The sequence below is a fragment of the Actinospica durhamensis genome, assembly GCF_018139695.1.
GTDB lineage: Bacteria > Actinomycetota > Actinomycetes > Streptomycetales > Catenulisporaceae > Actinospica > Actinospica durhamensis.
The window spans coordinates 1-15,856 of sequence record NZ_JAGSOG010000209.1 but is presented as its reverse complement, the minus strand read 5'-3'; the positions used below and the strand labels follow the sequence as shown (position 1 = coordinate 15,856).

The window sequence follows — 15,856 nt, the reverse complement described above, 5'->3', positions numbered from 1 at the left end:
GTCCCGGCCCCTCGTCCCCGCCGCGCCGTCCACGGCCGAACCGCGCAGCGCGCCCGAGACCGCGCCGTGTGCGGACAATTCCGGCGCGTCCCGGAGAATCGGTCCATCCCCGGCACCCGCGCGCTCGCCGGCCGAGCCCGCCGCGGCGCCCGCCGACACCCCGTCCGGCCGCCGCCGTTCCCCCAGGTGGCCCGAACCCGAATACTTCACCCCCGAACTCGGCGAGATGACCCTCGGCCCCCAGGGTCTGGCCCGCGCGGCCGGCCTCGAACCACACCGGGTGGCCGAACTGGCCGGATACGGCCTGATCAGCGGAGCCGAGCCGGCCACCGGCGCCGACCTGCTGGTCGCCCGGGCCGCCGCCGACCTGCTCGACCACGGCATCGAGCCGCGCCACCTGCGGCAGGTCGCGGTGGCCGCGGGTCGGGCGGCCGCGCTGATCAGGGCGGCGGGCGGCGGTACGACCCGTGTTTCGCCGGCGCCCGCGGCCGCGGCGTTGGTACGGCTGGAGGCGGCCCTGCTTCGCGCCGCGCTGTTGGACGACTAGGCTGGTAACCGTGAACGAGCTCGATGTCGTTGGAGTGCGCGTCGAACTGCCCTCTAATCTGCCGATCGTGTTGCTGCGGGAGAGCGCGGGGGAGCGCTACCTGCCGATCTGGGTCGGACAGTCCGAGGCGCAGGCGATCGCTGCTGCGCTGGAGGGCACCGCGGCGCCGCGCCCGCTCACCCATGACCTGTTCCGGGACACGCTGCGCGCGCTCGGCCGACGGCTGACCGCGGTGCACATCACGGCTCTGCGCGGCGGGACCTTCTTCGCGGAGCTTCTGTTCGACGGCGGGGTGACGGTCTCCTCGCGGTCCTCGGACGGCATCGCGCTGGCCCTGCGCTGCGGCGCCAAGATCTACGCGGCCGAGCCGGTGCTCGCGGAGGCGGGCATCCTGCTTCCGGACGACCAGGAGGACGAGGTGGAGCGGTTCCGCGAGTTCCTTGACCAGGTCTCGCCGGAGGACTTCGAGTCGTGACCGTACGGCCGCCACGTGGCGGCCGGCGTGTCACCGGTTCGGACGGTTCGGCGGGCGCCGGGGGATTGGCGCAGGTGCGGAGCGGACAGGACCGAAGTCGGGCCCCGCTCGGGGCGCGGCTTAACGAGGCGTCGTGACGTGTGCGCCCGGGGCGCACGCGCGGCGGGAAGCGGGAGCGGAGGTGGCAGTGGGCGCGCGAGACGAGTCGGCCGCGGGGGGCGAGACGCCGTCGGGTGCGCCCGGCACCTTCGGGTATCGCGGCACGGTGGCCTGCGCTGCGGCCGGGATCACCTACCGGCAGCTCGACTACTGGGCCAGGACCGATCTGGCCGGCCCCAGCCTGCGCAGCGGCGCCGGACCGGGGGCCGGCGGGCTCTACAGCTTCCGCGACGTGGTGATCCTCAAGATCGTCAAACGCCTGCTGGACGTCGGGGTCTCGCTGCACAACATCCGCGCCGCGGTGGCCCACCTCGGCACCCGCGCCGCCGCGGAGCTGGCCGGGATCACGCTGCTGAGCGACGGCGCGGGCATCTTCGAGTGCACCTCGCCGAGCGAGGTGATGGAGCTGCTCCAGGGCGGCCAGGGCGTGTTCGGCATCTCGGTGGGCGCCGTGTGCGCCGAGGTCGAGGACGTGCTGCGGCGGCTGCCGGGGGAGGAGCCGGCCGGCGAGGCCGGACCCCCGCGCGCGGTGCTCCCGCCCGGTGTGGTGGACGAACTCGCCGCGCGGCGCCGCTTCCGGGCCGGCTGAACAGGCGAGCCGAGGCGGGCTGGGGGCGCTGAGGGCGTCCGCGGCCCGCGGGTGATCCCCGGGCGGCCCGGTGCGGCCGTGCGGGTGTCAGACGGCCGTGTGCGAGCCCTGCGCGCCGTCCTCGAGCGCGGGTGCCAGCCGGCTCAGAGCCCTGACCGTGCTGCGCACCTCGAGCAGGTACTTGGTGGCCGAGTAGTTCGACAGCGGCAGCCTGGGCCGGTTCGTCGGCAGGGCGCCGATCGTGTCCACCTCCACCCCGAACGGCAGCGCCAGGATCCGCACCGCCGCGAGGTGCTGCGGAAGTACGTAGATCGCTGTGCTGATGAGCAGCAGCCGTTCGCCCGGCCGTAGCGCGGCGACGTGCCGCGCGAAGAAGGTGTACGAGTCGGCCGTGTCCGCCCGGCGCCTGTCCGGCTCCGAGGACGGCGCGGCCACCACGCGCACCGGCAGGCCCTCGGCGCCGCGGTAGTGCTTCACGCCCCAGGTGCCGCCCACGTCCGGGTGCTGCTCGCCCTCCTCGCGCTCGGGCTCGCCGAGCTCGAACGCCCGCCGGGTGCCCGCGTCCAAGGCCTCGTACTCCTCCCGCAGGTCCCCCCAGCCCAGCTGCTCCGCCTGCTCGAACTCGTTGCCGACGAACGGGCGGTGCGCGCCGAGCGTGGTGACCTCCCCGGCCGTGATCTCCCCGCTGCGGATCAGCTGCGCCGCGTACGACGGGCGGGCCACGCAGGCGCGCACCAGGCCGCCGAGCATCAGCATGTGGTCGTAGTGGCGGTGGCGCGGCGCCTGCCCGCGCAGCCCCAGCGCGTTGGCCGCGTCGATCACCAGCCCGCTCTGAGCCGGCGTCAGATCCAGCTCGGCGGCGAGGTTGCGTTCGCGACCCTGCCGGGTATCCCACTGCTCGGTGAACAGGTCCAGCTTGGCCAGGCGGTCCGGGAGCGGTACCCGCCGGTCGGCGTAGTCGCCCGGGTCCCCGCCGAACAGCTCCACCAGTGCCGCCAGCGGCCGCGAGCCGAGCCACTCCTGCGCGTCCGCGCGCAGATCGCCGCTCGTGCCGATCAGGGGCAGCCGGGTGAAGGTCTCGGACTCGCTCATGGCCGAAAGCCTAACCCGTGGAGTCGGGTGGGGCCCCTGGTGCGGAAACAGGGGCCGAATTCAAAGGTAAACCCCCGTTCAAATCGCGGTATGGATTTCGTGAGCTCCGGGTATTGCGCAGGAATACATTGACTGACTCAGGGAAAACTGATAGAAATGTCCTGTGCAGTGGATCCGCTTGACCATACGGGGATACATCGACTTCGGTCGAGTCTGGTCTGCTTCCTGTCACGGCTGAGTCGGGAGCGTGCCCCGCCGAGGCGGAAGACCAGCCGAAGCGTGCCACAATGGCGGTACAGCTCCCCTTGCGGTTTTATTCTCCCCCAGCCGCACAGAGACGGATTCGCCATGCCCATCGAGTTCCTCGGCTACGCCGCGACGAATGACGGTTCTGAAACACATCCTCGCAGCGGACCGAGTTTCGACCCCGACTACACCGTGCGCCTCGCCCGCGCCCACGAAGAGTGGGGCTGGGACCGGGTGTTGTTCGCCTACGGCTCCGGCAGCCCCGACCCGGCGCCCGCCACCGCCTACGTCGCGGCGCACACCGAGAAGCTCCAACTGCTCCTCGCGCACCGGCCCAACGTCTCCTATCCGACCTACGCCGCGAAGACCTTCGCCACGCTGGACCGGATCAGCGACGGCCGACTGTGCGTGCACTTCATCACCGGCGGCGACGACACCGAGCAGGCCAGGGAGGGCGACTTCCTGAGCATGGCCGAGCGCTACAGCCGCACCGGCGAGTACATCGGCATCGTCAAGCGCGCCTGGACCGAGCGCGAGCCGTTCAGCCACCACGGCTGGTACTTCGACTTCGACTCCTTCGTCAGCGACGTCTTCCCGGCCGGGGACCGGCGTCCGCTGGTCTCGGTCGGCGGCTGCGTGCCCGAGGCGTACGCGGTGGGCGCGGCCGAGGCGGACGTGTACTGCCTGTGGGGCGAGCCGCTGGACCGCACCGCCGAGCAGATCGAGGCGGTGCGCGCGGCCAGCGCCGCGGCCGGCCGGGCCCAGCCGCCGCGGATCCAGGTGGCCTTCCGCCCGATCCTCGGCGCCACCGAGGAGCTGGCCTGGGAGAAGGCGCACCGGATCCTGGCCGCGATCAAGTCCAACCGCAGGCTCTCGGTGGTCCCCGCGCAGAGCACCGGCACCCGCCGGCTGATCGCCATCGCCGGCCACAGCGAGCGCTTCGACCGCGCCCTGTGGACCCCGGCCGCGCTCGCCACCAAGGGCGCGGACAACTCCAACGCGCTGGTCGGCACGCCGGAGACGGTGGCCCAGGCGCTGCTGGACTACTACGACCTGGGCGTGGAGATCTTCTCGGCCCGCGGCTACGACCTGCTCGAGGACGCGACCGAGTTCGGCCGGCACGTGATCCCGATCGTGCGCGAGGAGGCCGCCAAGCGCGAGGCCGCCCGGGCTGCGCGCAAGGCCTCAGGCGGCACCACGGCGGGCCCGGCCCCGCGCGGCATGGCGGCGTAGCGCTCCGCTCCGCCCGGCGCGCCGCCGACACCATGTCAGGCGGCGCGCATCGCCCTGGGGATACTCTCCCCTGTATGACGTCTCCCGACGATGCCTGCGTTCCGTTCGAGTACGCGGGTCGGCGCTGGGAGATCCCGGTGGGCCTGATCCGGCTCCGCCAGCGCTGGGACGAGGCGGACGCGCAGTGCCACGACCTGCAGCGACGTACCGACGAGGGCTCGCGTGCCGCGTATGACGAGGCGTGGGATCGCCGCATGGAAGCCACTTTGCGGCTGAGCCACGAGCCGTGGCTGACCGAGCACGAGTTCGGCCGGCACAACGCGGACGCGGCGCTGCGGGCCTGCGCCCGCGCGGCCACCATCGAGACGATGCCCTGAGGCTCGGCTCGCGGTGCCCTGATGCGCTCCGCCGCGTCGGCGTCGTGACCGCCGTGTCCGGCCCGCTACTCCGATCCCACTCCGGGCAGCGTGTCCAGCAGGGCATTGAGTTGATTGATCGAGGTCTGCGCCTGGCGCGCCTCCGGGTCGGCCCGGTGGCGCTCGATCTCCGCCCGGAACGAGCTGATCTCGGCCTGCAGCTCGTGCGCGAGCGCCTGCGTGCGCTGCTCGGCCCTGGTGCGTTCGCGTACCCGCGCGCGCAGTGCCTCGGTCCCCGGGTCCGCCGGGTCCTGCGCCGTGGCGACCGAGGACTCGAGGTCCAGCCGCTTGCGCTGCGCGCCGATGTCCGCGAGCCGCCGCCGCACATGCGCGAGCAGCCGCAGCTGCCGGTCGTACGCCAGGTCGAGCTCCGCGCGCAGGTAGTCCTCCGCCTCGGTCTCCGGCGACTCGTAGCGCTCGGTCCGCGCGCGCTCCAGGCAGAACTCGTTGCCCTCCGGATCGGCCAGCACGACCCAGCCGGTGCCGTCGGGCTCGCGCCGGTCGTCCACCACGCTCGCGCCGAGTTCGCGCACGTGCTCGAGGGCCTGGTCGCGGGTGGTGCTGTCGAATCCGTCCGGCCGCACGTCGAAGTGCAGCCGGTTCTTCGCCGCCTTGCCCTCGGGCACCCGGATGAACAGCAGCCCCGCGTCGCCCTGGGCGTCGAGGATCAGGGCCTCCTCGGCACCCGGCCGATTCGGGTCCGCCGGGTCCTCGTGGTAGCCGAGCAGCCGGCTCCAGAACCCGGCCAGGGTGTACGGGTCGGCGCAGTCGAACGTGATGTGCCTGATACGAAGGCTCATGACGTCAGACTCCCACCGGCCCGCACCCCGGTCCAGCTCACCGGCCGTCCGGCGCGCCGTGCGGCACGGTCTGTGCGACGGCGAGTACGTGCCCGGAGATACTCAGCAGTTCCGGATGCTCCTCGGCCAGCCGGGCCGCGCGCAGCGCCGCCTCGACGTACTCCGGCCGGTCCTCGACCAGCCGGCTGGCGAGCAGCGGCAGCAGCGGCCCCTCGATCCCGAGCAGCCGCGGCCGCGGCAGTCCGGCCGCCGCGAAGTCGGCCAGGATCTCCGCCTCGCGGTGGAAGTGCGCGACGGTGAAGCCGGTCTCCTCGTCGTTCACCCCGGTCTCCTCCAACCGCCGCAGCCGCTCGTAGACGTCGTCGTCGTTGACCCGCAGCTGCGCGCACAGGTCCACCAGCGGCGCCGGCCTGGTGATGAACGCCGCCGCGATCAGCCCGCCCGGGCGCACCACCCGGCGCGCCTCGGCCAGCGCCCTGGCCCGGTCGGCCGGGTCGACGAGGTGGTAGAGCGGGCCGAGCAGCAGCACGGCGTCGGCGGACGCGTCGGCCTGGGCCAGGGCGCGCGCGTCCCCGTCCTCGACGGCGAAGGTGCCGTGCGCCGCAGCCTGCTCCCGATGCCGGGCCACCGGTTCGACCACGGTGACCCGGTAGCCCAGGCCGGCCAGCCAGGCCGCGTAGACGCCGGGCCCGCCGCCGACGTCCAGGACGCGGGCGGGCGCCGCCGGCAGGAAGCGGGTGAGGATCTCCCGGGTGCGCTCGCCCTCGAGCCGGCCGACCGCGTCCCGGCTGAGCCGGTCCACCTCGTCGTACCTGGCGGTGTAGAACTCCTCGATCCGCGCGTGCAGGGAGAATCCGGCGGCAGCGGACGTCTCGGCATCCGTGCTCTGCGCGGGTTGCGTGGTCTGGGTGGTCTCCATGGAGTGGGATCCTTCCCGCCGCGGCGAGGGGATGCCAGCGATTTACCCCGGGTCCTTCTTGCCCGCCGCACGCTGCGGGTGCAGCGTCTCGTGCGCGTGCAGCATGGCCACGAACTTCTCGATCCGCCGTGCCCGCGTCTCGGCCCGCTTGGCCTCGTTCACGCGGTAGAGCACGGCGTAGCGGTTGGCGCGGTCGAGCGTCGCGAAGAACGCGGCCGCGCGCGGATCCGCGTCGAGGGCGGCCCGCAGATCCTCCGGCACCTCGACGGCCCGCTGGCCCTCGTACGCCGCGTCCCAGCGCCCGTCGGCCTTGGCCCGGTCGATCTCGCGCGCTCCGGCCGGGCGCATCCGCCCGGCCTCGATCAGCGCGAGCGCCTTGTCCCGGTTGATCCGGGACCACTTCCCGCGCGGGGTGCGCGGGGTGAAGCGCTGCAGCCACCAGCCCTCGTCGTACGGGCGCTTCTGGCTGTCGATCCAACCGAAGCAGAGCGCCGCCTCCAGGGCCGCGGCGTAGTCGATGCCCGGGGTATCCGAGCCCTTCTTCGCCAGCTTGACCCACAGGCCGGCCGAGGACGCGCCGTGCGCCTCGAGCCAGGCCTCGAAGTCGGTGATCCGCGCGAAGCGGATCACCGGTGTGCCCTGGTACTCCTCGGCTTCCGGCGGATCCGCTCGCGCGGCGCCCCGCTCCGGGGCGCTCACCTGATCAGCCGGCCTTCCGGCGGAACTGGCGCTTGCCGGCGACCGGGCCGTGCGCGTTGTGCGCCTTGCCGCCGCCGCCCGCGCCCTGCTCGTTGCGCTCGGAGTGGTGGGCCTGCTTGCGCTCCAGCGCCTCGCGGAACTTCCGCTTGACGTCGTCCTCGGCCGACTCGGTTCCGGTGCCGGCGGCCTCGGCCGACTGCTCGTGTTCGGTATCGCTCATGGCCCAAGCCTGGCACACCGCGCAGCCCGCGGCCACGGCTTTGCCCCGCGACGCGGCCTTGGTCGGTCGCGCCCCGGGGCGAAGCCGTGGCCGGGGAGCCGGTTTTCCGGCCGCCTGACCAGCCCGTGGATCAGCCGGTCAGCTCGAGGTGCAGGCGTAGAGCGTGCCCACCGAACCGGTCGAACTGGAGCCGTAGGCGCTCGAGGAGACCGCCTTGCAGTTCGAGGTGACCCAGCTCGAGATCTCGCTCGTGCTGTCCGTACCGCTGGTCCCGCCCATGCCCTGGCCTCGGCCGCCGGCGCTCCCGGTGGAGCTGATCAGCACGTACTTCAGCTCGCCGGACGCGATCAGCGCCTTGAACGCGGTCAGGCTCGGGTATCCGTTGTCACCGCTGAACCCGCCGACCGGCAGCACGGAGGCGCCCGCGTCGGCGATGTAGTCCTCCGCGTCCCCGGAGCTCATCACGGCCATCAGGTACTTGGCAGAGCCCTGATGCTCGCGCAGGTAGCTCAGCAGCGACTGCTGGGTCGAGCTGAGGCTGGAACTGCCGCCGGCTCCGCCCCCGCCGCCCAGGGCCGTGCCGCCCGTGCCGCCCGTGGTGGGCGCGCTGGGTGCGGATCCGCCGCCGGGGAAGCCGTTGCCGGTGCTGCCGCTGCCCGTCTCGCCGGTGCCGCTGCTCGAGCTCCCGCCGGGGAACCCGCCCGCGCCGCCCGGGAACCCGCCCGTGCCGTCACTGTCCGTGGCGCTTCCGCTACCGGTGCGGCTGTTGCCGGTGCCGGGGAACCCGCCTGCGCCGCCCGGGCCGCCGCCGGTCGTCCCGCCGCCGAAGCCGCCGCCCCCGCCGGTCGTGGCGCTCGTGCCGAACTGCCCGCTGTAGGGCCCGGCCGCGGCGTTGATCGAGGTGCCGTCGTACTGGGTGGAGAAGGTGGAAAGGGCCCAGGCCGCGGGCGTGGCCAGCATCGCCGCGACGCCGACCACCGTGCCGGCCGCGGCCAGCGCGCCCACCCGCCGCACCCGGTACGCCGCGAGCAGTCCGATCGAGACCAGGCCGAGCGCGATCACCAGCGGCGGCAGCCAGCTCAGCAGCGTGGTGTTCTCGTAGGACAGGTGCGTGGCCCAGGCCACTGTCGCGCCGATCGCCACGAGCAGCAGCCACCCGGTCGCCTCGCCGTCCACGAAGGCGCGGTGCAGCCGGACGATCCCGGCCGCCGAGAGCGCCGCGAGTCCGGGCGCGAGCACTGCCATGTACTGCGAGTGCGGCACCGTGCCCGCGCTGAAGGCCAGCCCGGTTACCAGCAGCGTCCCGGCCCACATCAGGTATCCGGCCCGCTGCGTGTCGGTGCGTCCGGTGCCGCGGCGGGCGAGCAGCCCGACCGCCAGCGCGATCAGCGCGAGCGGGTAGAGCCAGCCGATCTGCGAGCCGAAGTCGGCGCCGAAGAGCTTGCCGTAGTCCGTTCCGCCGCCGCCGAAGCCGCCCCCGCCGCTGCTCGTGCTGCCAGAGCTGCCGAGGGACCCGAACCGGCTGGTGAAGTTGTAGGAGAAGACCATCGTGAAGATGTTGTTCGAACCGTAGGAGCCGTCCACGAACGGCCGGTCCCCGGCCGGGGTCAGCTGCACGAGCACCATCAGCCACAGCGAGCTCGCCGCCGTCACCGCGCCCGCGGCCAGCACATGCCTGATCCGCTTGACCAGACCGTGCTTTCCGCAGCACAGGTACACCAGTCCGAACACCGGGACCACGGTCCAGGCCTGCACCATCTTGGTCTGGAAGGCCATGCCCACCCAGAATCCGGACAGCAGCAGGGTGCGCAGCCGACCGGTGTCGATCGCGCGTACGAACGCGTCGGAGGCCAGCACCAGCAGCATCGTCAGGGCGTTGTCCTCGAGCCCGGAGTGGCCGAAGGTGCTCGCCACGATCGGGGTCAGGGTGAAGATCCCGGCCGCGAGCAGCGCGGCGTCCGCGCGCCCGGTCCACCGGCGGGTGAGCCGGAAGAGCACGAGCACGGTGACCACGCCCTCGATCGCCTCGGGCAGCGCCAGCGACCAGGCGTGATAGCCGAAGATCTTCACGCTCAGGGCCTGGGGCCACAGGAAGCCCCACAGCTTGTCGATGGTCACGCTGCCGGCCGGGTCGAACGAGCCGTAGACGAAGTTCTTCCAGCTCATCGACATGCTGCGGGCGTCGGCCGCGTAGAAGTCGTTGGAGGCGGTGTGGAACGCACCCCAGCCGAACACGACGGCGGCCAGCAGGGCCACCGCGAGCAGGCCGGGGCGCGCCCACCCGGGTTGGTCGGTGTGCCGCAACCAGGCTCGGGCGGCGTCGAGGCGTCGGCCGGGACGTGCCACGGCCGGCGCGGGGTTCGTTACCGTAATCGCCATGCTCCCGAGCGTGCCCCGCCCGGTTAAGACTCCCATGAACGGTCCGTGAATCGGCTCTCGATGTTCCGGCGACCGGTGCTGAGCCGCAGGTCACCGGCCTGAAATAAGTTCTCGGGAGCGGGTTGGCAGCGGGTTGGCAGCGGGTCGGCCCCGGCGGCGGGGCGCACCGGCGCGGCGGCGGGTCCCACCGGCGTGCGCGCGCCGCGCAGGCCGCCGGTCCGTACGCTCGCACCTTCATTCCTGCGAATTCCACGGAATGCCGCCGAGATACTCTCGGATAAGCCCTCGTATTCATTCGAAACCAATGTATTGAATGCCGAGTCACGATCCGGCAACGCTGTTGACGGGACTATTTCGGCGGTACTACATTTCCCAGTATTCCCTTGCGCGGCCCGACGATCCAGGTCGGGCCCGGTGCCGCCCCGGGCGGGCGGCGGCCCCGGCGACGCGCACCCGCGCGGTACACGGGTACATCAGAGATCTGACGAATGACCTTCGCATCCGATCTCGCCGTGTCGAGACGGATGCCCACCGCGGCATCCGCGCGGCGACGCGGCGGGCACCACCGACATGAGGTGTGACCCCCGAATGACCTTCTTCAGTACGCTGCGATCCGGGCATCCGGCTCGCCGTACCCTGACGAGCGCCGCCCTCGCCGCCCTGCTCGGCGCCGCGGCCGCCTGCAGCTCCTCGAGCGCGCCCACCCCGCAGACCTCGGCGAACGCGCAGCAGACCATCGTGTTCGCCACCGACGGGCTCGGCGGCGAGGGCCAGGCCACCACGGCCGCCATCGCCGGGTTCGAGAAACAGTATCCGAACATCAAGGTTCAGGTCTTCAACCTGGCCTCCTCGGCCAGCGACCAGCTCACCCAGCTGCAGCAGCGCTTCCAGGCCGGCACCGGCCTCGACGTCGTCGACGCCGACGTGACCTGGACCCCGCAGTTCGCCGCGGCCGGCTACGTCCAGGACCTGTCCGGCGCCGGCTTCGACACCAGCGCGTACTTCCCCGGCCAACTCGCCTCGGCCCAGTACACCGGCAAGCTCTACGCGGTGCCGTGGATCATCAACGCCGAGGGCGTCTACTACCGCACCGACCTGGTCAAGACCGCCCCGGCCACCCCGGACGCGCTCGTCGCCGACGCCAAGGCGGCGCTCGCCTCGGACAAGAGCCTCAAGGAGGGCTTCGCCTGGGAGGGCGCGAAGTACGAGGGCTCGGTGTGCGCCCTGGTCGACTTCCTCGGCGGCTTCGGCGGCAAGCTCGACCTGGCGAACCTGAACACCGCGGCCAACCAGCAGGCGCTGCAGTTCATGTACGAAACCATCCACAAGGACGGCATCACCCCGCAGGCCGCCACCGCCTGGCAGGAGTCCGACGTGCAGAGCGCCTGGGAGTCGGGCCAGACCGCCTTCGCCCTGAACTGGCCGTACGAGTACGCCAGCTCGGAGAAGATCGCCGCGCTCAAGAGCGACACCGCCTGGATCCCGTTCCCGAGCGCGACCGGCAGCGCCGCCACCGCCCTGGGCGGGCACAACCTGATGGTCGCGGCCAAGAGCGCCCACACCGCCGCCGACCTCGAGTTCATCAAGTACCTCACCAGCGCCTCGGTGGAGGTCTCCCGGGCCGAGTCGGCCGGCGACCCGCCGTCGGTCAAGAGCGCCTACACCCCGGCCCTGTACGCCGCGGCGCCCTACTACCAGGCCGAGCAGGCCGTGTTCGCCGCCAGCACCGCGCGTCCGAGCTCCCCGGTCTACCAGCAGATCTCCGAGGTGCTCCAGACCATGATCTCCACCGTGCTCGCCGGACAGGCCGCGCCCAGCGCCGCCCTGTCCTCCGCGCAGGCGCAGATCCAGCAGATCCCGGGCTACTCCGCGTCGAGCTGACCACGCGCCGTGCGCCCGGATTCGCCGGAGTCTCAGCACTCGATCACCTGAGTGCCGGGCCCGCCGAGAACTCGAGTGATTCAGTGCTCGAGCACCCGGGCGCTCCCGCGGCGCCCGTCCGTCCATCCGTATCCGCCCGCCGTCCGTCCGGCGCCGGAACCGCACCGGATCCCACCCGATCCGCCGGATCCGCGCCCGGACGGCGGGTCCGCCCTTCCCCAGAGGCGAGGACCCACCTCACGACATGGCTGCCATCGACCAGGCCCCGGACGTGCCGGGCCGCTCCGCCGACTCCCCCCGACCGCGATCGCGCCGCGGCACCCTGCTGACCCAGGACCGCAGACTCGGCCTGCTGCTCATCGCCCCGGCGATCGCGCTGCTGCTGGCCATCACCGCGTACCCGCTCGGCTACAACGTCTGGAACGCCTTCCACTACGTCGTCCCGGACATCCCGTTCATCAACGGCAAGGCCGCGGGCCTGGCCAACTTCCGCCGCATGTTCGCCGTCGGGAGCACCTTCGAGCCCGCCCTGCTGCACACCGTCGTGTTCACCCTCGTCTCGGTCACCGTCGAGGTGGGCATCGCGCTCGTGCTCGCCCTGGCCCTGAACAAGCCCTTCCGCGGCCGCAGCCTGGTGCGCGCGGCCGTGTTCATCCCGTGGGCGGTGCCGACCGTGGTGTCCGCGGAGGCGTGGAAGGAGATGTTCGACCCGCGCCAGGGCTTCGTGGACTACGCGCTGCACCTGCTGCACCTGCCCGGATCCGGCACCACCTGGCTCGCCAACACCGACACCTCTTGGGTGGCCCTGTTCGTGGCCGACGCTTGGAAGAACACCCCGTTCGTGGCCATCATCCTGATCGGCGGCCTGCAGGTGATCCCGGCCGAGATCTACGAGGCGGCCAAGATCGACGGGGCCTCGGCCTGGCGCCAGTTCCGCCGGCTCACCCTGCCGCTGCTCAAGCCCGCCCTGATGGTCGCGCTGATCTTCCGGACCCTCTCGGCGTTCCTGGTCTTCGACGTCGTCTACATCATGTCCAACGGCGGCCCGGGCACCTCCACCGAGACGCTGGCCTACCTGGACTTCAACGCCTTCCACGTGGACTACGACTACGGCTACGGCGGCGCGATCTCGCTGGTGCTGATCGTGCTGTGCCTGCTCATCGCGGCCGTCTACACCCGCGTCTTCAGAGAGAGGGGCTGACCGCGCCGTGAGTACCCTGACGATCACCCGGGACGGGCGCCCGACCGAGTTCGCCGCGCCCCCGCGCCGGCGCCTGCCCACCCTCGCCGCGGCCGGCCGCACCGTGCTGCTGGCCGTGTTCGTGCTGGTCTCGCTCTTCCCGTTCTACTGGATGGTGATCACCTCCTTCAAGACCACCGCCGACCTCAACGCGGGCACGCACAGCCTGCTGCCGACCTCGTTCAGCCTTTCGGCCTACCGCAACGACTTCGCGCAGTACGACTATTGGCGCAACGTGCTGAACAGCGCCATCGTGGCTCTGAGCACCACCGTGATCACCGTCGTGGTCGGCTCGGCCGCCGGCTACGCCCTGGCGCGCACCCGGCTGCGCGGCAAGCCGGTGCTGCTCGGCTTCATCCTGGTCGCCGGGTTCTTCCCGATCATGGCGATGGTGGGCCCGCTGTTCCTCACCTTCAGCCACGCCCACCTGATCGACAGCTACTGGACCCTGATCGCCAGCTACCTGGTCTACACCCTGCCGATCGCGATCTGGTTCCTGGCCAACTTCTTCTCCCAGATCCCGGTGGAGATCGAGGAGGCGGCCGTGGTCGACGGGCTGACCCGGCTGCGCGCGCTGTTCCGGGTCGTGGTCCCGGTGGCGATGCCGGGCGTGCTCACCGCCGCGATCCTCTCGTTCATCCTGGCCTGGAACGACTTCACCTTCGCGCTCAGCTTCACCCAGACCCCCAGCCACTACACCGCCCCGCTGGCCATCAGCAACCTGGGACACAGCCAGTTCCAGGTGTTCCCCAACATGATCGACGCGGCCGTGGTGGTGGTCACCATCCCGATCGCGCTGCTGGTGCTGGCCGCCCAGCGCCGCATCGTCTCCGGCTTCACCTCCGGATCCACCAAGTAGACGTGCGGCCCCACAGTCGTGCGGCCGTCGCGCCGGGCCGAGGGGGACGGGCCCGAGCGCGGCGGCCGCACCGTACGTGTCAGAACCCGGCCGCGAGCACCTCCTCGTCCCGCTCGTCCAACCGGAACCAGAAGAACCCGTGACCCGACATCGTGAGCGGATACGGCGCGTCCCCGATCTTGCGGAACGGCACGCCGCCGAGCATCTCCACCGGCTCGGACGCCCGGAACCTGGTCAGGTCGAGCTCCGTCGGCTGCGGCAGCCGGGAGAGGTTCATCGCGCACAGCACGACCGAGTCCTTGCCGTCCGGCGCCCTGTCCGCCGGCAGCTCCCGCACGAACGCGAGCACCGCCGGGTTCGTCGACTCGACCTCCACGTAGCTGCCGAGCCCGAACGCCGGGTTCTCCCGGCGCACCTCGATCATCCGTTTGGTCCAATGCAGGAGGGAGGAGGTGTCCTTCGTCTGCGACTCCACGTTGGTGCGCTGGTAGCCGTAGACCGGGTCCATGATCACCGGCAGGTACAGCCGGCCCGGATCACACCGGGAGAAGCCGGTGTTGCGGTCCGGGGTCCACTGCATCGGGGTGCGCACTCCGTCGCGGTCGCCGAGCCAGATGTTGTCGCCCATCCCGATCTCGTCGCCGTAGTAGAGCACCGGCGATCCGGGCAGCGAGAACAGCAGCGCGCTGAAGAGCTCCATCTGCCGCCGGTCGTTGTCGAGCAGCGGCGCGAGCCGGCGCCGGATGCCCACGTTCGCCTTCATCCGCGGATCCTTGGCGTACTCCGCGTACATGTAGTCGCGCTCCTCGTCGGTGACCATCTCCAGGGTCAGCTCGTCGTGGTTGCGCAGGAAGATGCCCCACTGGGCGTGCTCCGGAATCGACGGCGTCTGCGCCAGGATCTCCGAGATCGGCGCCGCCGTGCCCTTGCGCACCGCCATGAAGATGCGCGGCATGACCGGGAAGTGGAAGGCCATGTGGCACTCGTCGCCGCCGGTGGCCGGGTCGCCGAAGTAGTCCACCGCGTCGGCCGGCCACTGGTTCGCCTCGGCCAGCAGCACCCGGTCCGGGTAGAACTGGTCCACCATCGCGCGCACCTCCTTGAGGAACGCGTGCGACTGCGGCAGGTTCTCCCCGTTCGTGCCCTCCTCGTGGTAGAGGTACGGCACCGCGTCCAGCCGGAACCCGTCGATGCCGAGGTCCAGCCAGAACCGCAGCGCCGCCATCATCTTCTTGCGGACCTTGGGGTTGTAGTAGTTCAGGTCCGGCTGGTGCGAGAAGAACCGGTGCCAGTAATACTGCTTGCGGACCTGGTCGAAACTCCAGTTCGAGATCTCCGTGTCGGAGAAGATGATCCGCGCCTCCGGCATCCCGGCGTCGTCGTCCGCCCAGACGTAGAAGTCGCCGTAAGGCCCCTGCGGATCGTTGCGCGAGGACTGGAACCACGGGTGCTGATCACTCGTATGGTTCATCACCACGTCGATGATCACCCGGATGCCGCGCTCGTGCGCCGCCTCCACGAACTTCACGAAGTCTCCGAGGTCCCCGAACTCCGCCAGGATCCCGGTGTAGTCGAGCACGTCGTACCCGCCGTCGCGCAGCGGCGACTTGAAGAACGGCGGCAGCCAGATGCAGTCGATCCCGAGCCAGTGCAGGTAGTCCAGCCGCGTCGTCAGGCCCTTGAAGTCGCCGACCCCGTCCTCGTTGTCGTCCTGGAAGGAGCGTACGAACACCTCGTAGAACACGGCCCGCTTGAACCAGTACGGATCGCGTTCACTCTTGGGCACATCGAGCGGGGAGTCCGCGACCGGCTCGGTGGGCGGCGCTTCCTGGGCGTGCGAGGTGGTGATGTCGGACATCGCAGGGCTCTCTCAGTTTCGCTCGGTCAAGCACGGACTGGTCAAGCGCGTCCCCCGGCGCGCACGGTGGAGGACTCATATAGTGATGTACACGGTAGGCGTCACCGCGCGTACCCGCGACCGCAGCGGAGCGTGTCCAGCCGAGTGGCTCAGACCACGTGGGTACCAGGGGCGTGGTGAGTCGAATCCCGCCGCGCCGTTCACACCACTGTTCTTAGCCCCGTCCGCACCCCTGTCGACACCG

Annotated in this window: 14 protein-coding genes and 1 pseudogene; 8 read left to right on the top strand and 7 right to left on the bottom strand. The window is 71.5% G+C overall.

The genetic code is table 11. The features are described from left to right. The 3 genes and pseudogenes from KDL01_RS29820 to KDL01_RS29810 all read left to right on the top strand — a co-directional run. Positions 1 to 547 (top strand): annotated as a pseudogene (locus KDL01_RS29820) (hypothetical protein); the annotation flags it as partial. A 10-nt stretch (positions 548 to 557) separates the two neighbouring features. After that, entirely contained in the window at positions 558 to 1,022 is a 465-nt protein-coding gene (locus KDL01_RS29815) for a bifunctional nuclease family protein (protein ID WP_212531981.1), read from the top strand. A gap of 187 nt (positions 1,023 to 1,209) precedes the next feature. Next, positions 1,210 to 1,770 carry a MerR family transcriptional regulator gene (locus tag KDL01_RS29810; protein WP_307846678.1) on the top strand — a complete coding sequence of 187 codons (561 nt, stop codon included), beginning with the start codon at positions 1,210 to 1,212 and terminating at the stop codon, positions 1,768 to 1,770. Between the two features lie 87 nt (positions 1,771 to 1,857). Here KDL01_RS29810 and KDL01_RS29805 read toward each other — a convergent pair whose 3' ends face one another. Beyond that, positions 1,858 to 2,862 (bottom strand): hypothetical protein, encoded by a 1,005-nt coding sequence (locus KDL01_RS29805; protein ID WP_212531979.1) that lies wholly within the window; start codon positions 2,860 to 2,862, stop codon positions 1,858 to 1,860. Positions 2,863 to 3,210: 348 nt separating this feature from the next. Here KDL01_RS29805 and KDL01_RS29800 point away from each other — a divergent pair, with 348 nt between their 5' ends. Continuing rightward, complete coding sequence (locus tag KDL01_RS29800; protein WP_212531978.1) at positions 3,211 to 4,341, top strand: LLM class flavin-dependent oxidoreductase; 1,131 nt, start codon at positions 3,211 to 3,213, stop codon at positions 4,339 to 4,341. Positions 4,342 to 4,415: 74 nt separating this feature from the next. Next, positions 4,416 to 4,718 (top strand): hypothetical protein, encoded by a 303-nt coding sequence (locus tag KDL01_RS29795; protein ID WP_212531977.1) that lies wholly within the window; start codon positions 4,416 to 4,418, stop codon positions 4,716 to 4,718. A 65-nt stretch (positions 4,719 to 4,783) separates the two neighbouring features. Here the strand turns inward: KDL01_RS29795 and KDL01_RS29790 are convergent, their stop codons facing one another. The 5 genes from KDL01_RS29790 to KDL01_RS29770 all read right to left on the bottom strand — a co-directional run bounded on the left by KDL01_RS29790 (position 4,784) and on the right by KDL01_RS29770 (position 9,774). Beyond that, positions 4,784 to 5,557, bottom strand: a complete 774-nt coding sequence (locus tag KDL01_RS29790; protein ID WP_212531976.1) for a VOC family protein — start codon at positions 5,555 to 5,557, stop codon at positions 4,784 to 4,786. A 37-nt stretch (positions 5,558 to 5,594) separates the two neighbouring features. After that, entirely contained in the window at positions 5,595 to 6,476 is an 882-nt protein-coding gene (locus KDL01_RS29785; protein WP_212531975.1) for a class I SAM-dependent methyltransferase, read from the bottom strand. Positions 6,477 to 6,518: 42 nt separating this feature from the next. Further along, positions 6,519 to 7,106 carry a YdeI/OmpD-associated family protein gene (locus KDL01_RS45525; RefSeq protein WP_368861676.1) on the bottom strand — a complete coding sequence of 196 codons (588 nt, stop codon included), beginning with the start codon at positions 7,104 to 7,106 and terminating at the stop codon, positions 6,519 to 6,521. Positions 7,107 to 7,179: 73 nt separating this feature from the next. Beyond that, entirely contained in the window at positions 7,180 to 7,395 is a 216-nt protein-coding gene (locus tag KDL01_RS29775; RefSeq protein WP_212531973.1) for a DUF5302 domain-containing protein, read from the bottom strand. 138 nt (positions 7,396 to 7,533) lie between these two features. Then, positions 7,534 to 9,774 (bottom strand): ArnT family glycosyltransferase, encoded by a 2,241-nt coding sequence (locus KDL01_RS29770; protein WP_212531972.1) that lies wholly within the window; start codon positions 9,772 to 9,774, stop codon positions 7,534 to 7,536. Between the two features lie 588 nt (positions 9,775 to 10,362). Here KDL01_RS29770 and KDL01_RS29765 point away from each other — a divergent pair. From KDL01_RS29765 to KDL01_RS29755, 3 genes are all read left to right on the top strand, one after another. Beyond that, on the top strand, positions 10,363 to 11,655 hold the full coding sequence (locus KDL01_RS29765; protein WP_212531971.1) for an extracellular solute-binding protein: 1,293 nt from the start codon (positions 10,363 to 10,365) through the stop codon (positions 11,653 to 11,655). A gap of 244 nt (positions 11,656 to 11,899) precedes the next feature. Further along, positions 11,900 to 12,856, top strand: a complete 957-nt coding sequence (locus KDL01_RS29760) for a carbohydrate ABC transporter permease (protein WP_212531970.1) — start codon at positions 11,900 to 11,902, stop codon at positions 12,854 to 12,856. A gap of 7 nt (positions 12,857 to 12,863) precedes the next feature. Then, positions 12,864 to 13,754 carry a carbohydrate ABC transporter permease gene (locus tag KDL01_RS29755; protein WP_212531969.1) on the top strand — a complete coding sequence of 297 codons (891 nt, stop codon included), beginning with the start codon at positions 12,864 to 12,866 and terminating at the stop codon, positions 13,752 to 13,754. A 79-nt stretch (positions 13,755 to 13,833) separates the two neighbouring features. Here KDL01_RS29755 and treS read toward each other — a convergent pair whose 3' ends face one another. Continuing rightward, the gene (treS, locus tag KDL01_RS29750; protein ID WP_212531968.1) at positions 13,834 to 15,612 is read right to left on the bottom strand and encodes a maltose alpha-D-glucosyltransferase; all 1,779 of its coding nucleotides are present in this window, start codon (positions 15,610 to 15,612) and stop codon (positions 13,834 to 13,836) included. Between the last annotated feature and the right edge of the window lie 244 nt (positions 15,613 to 15,856).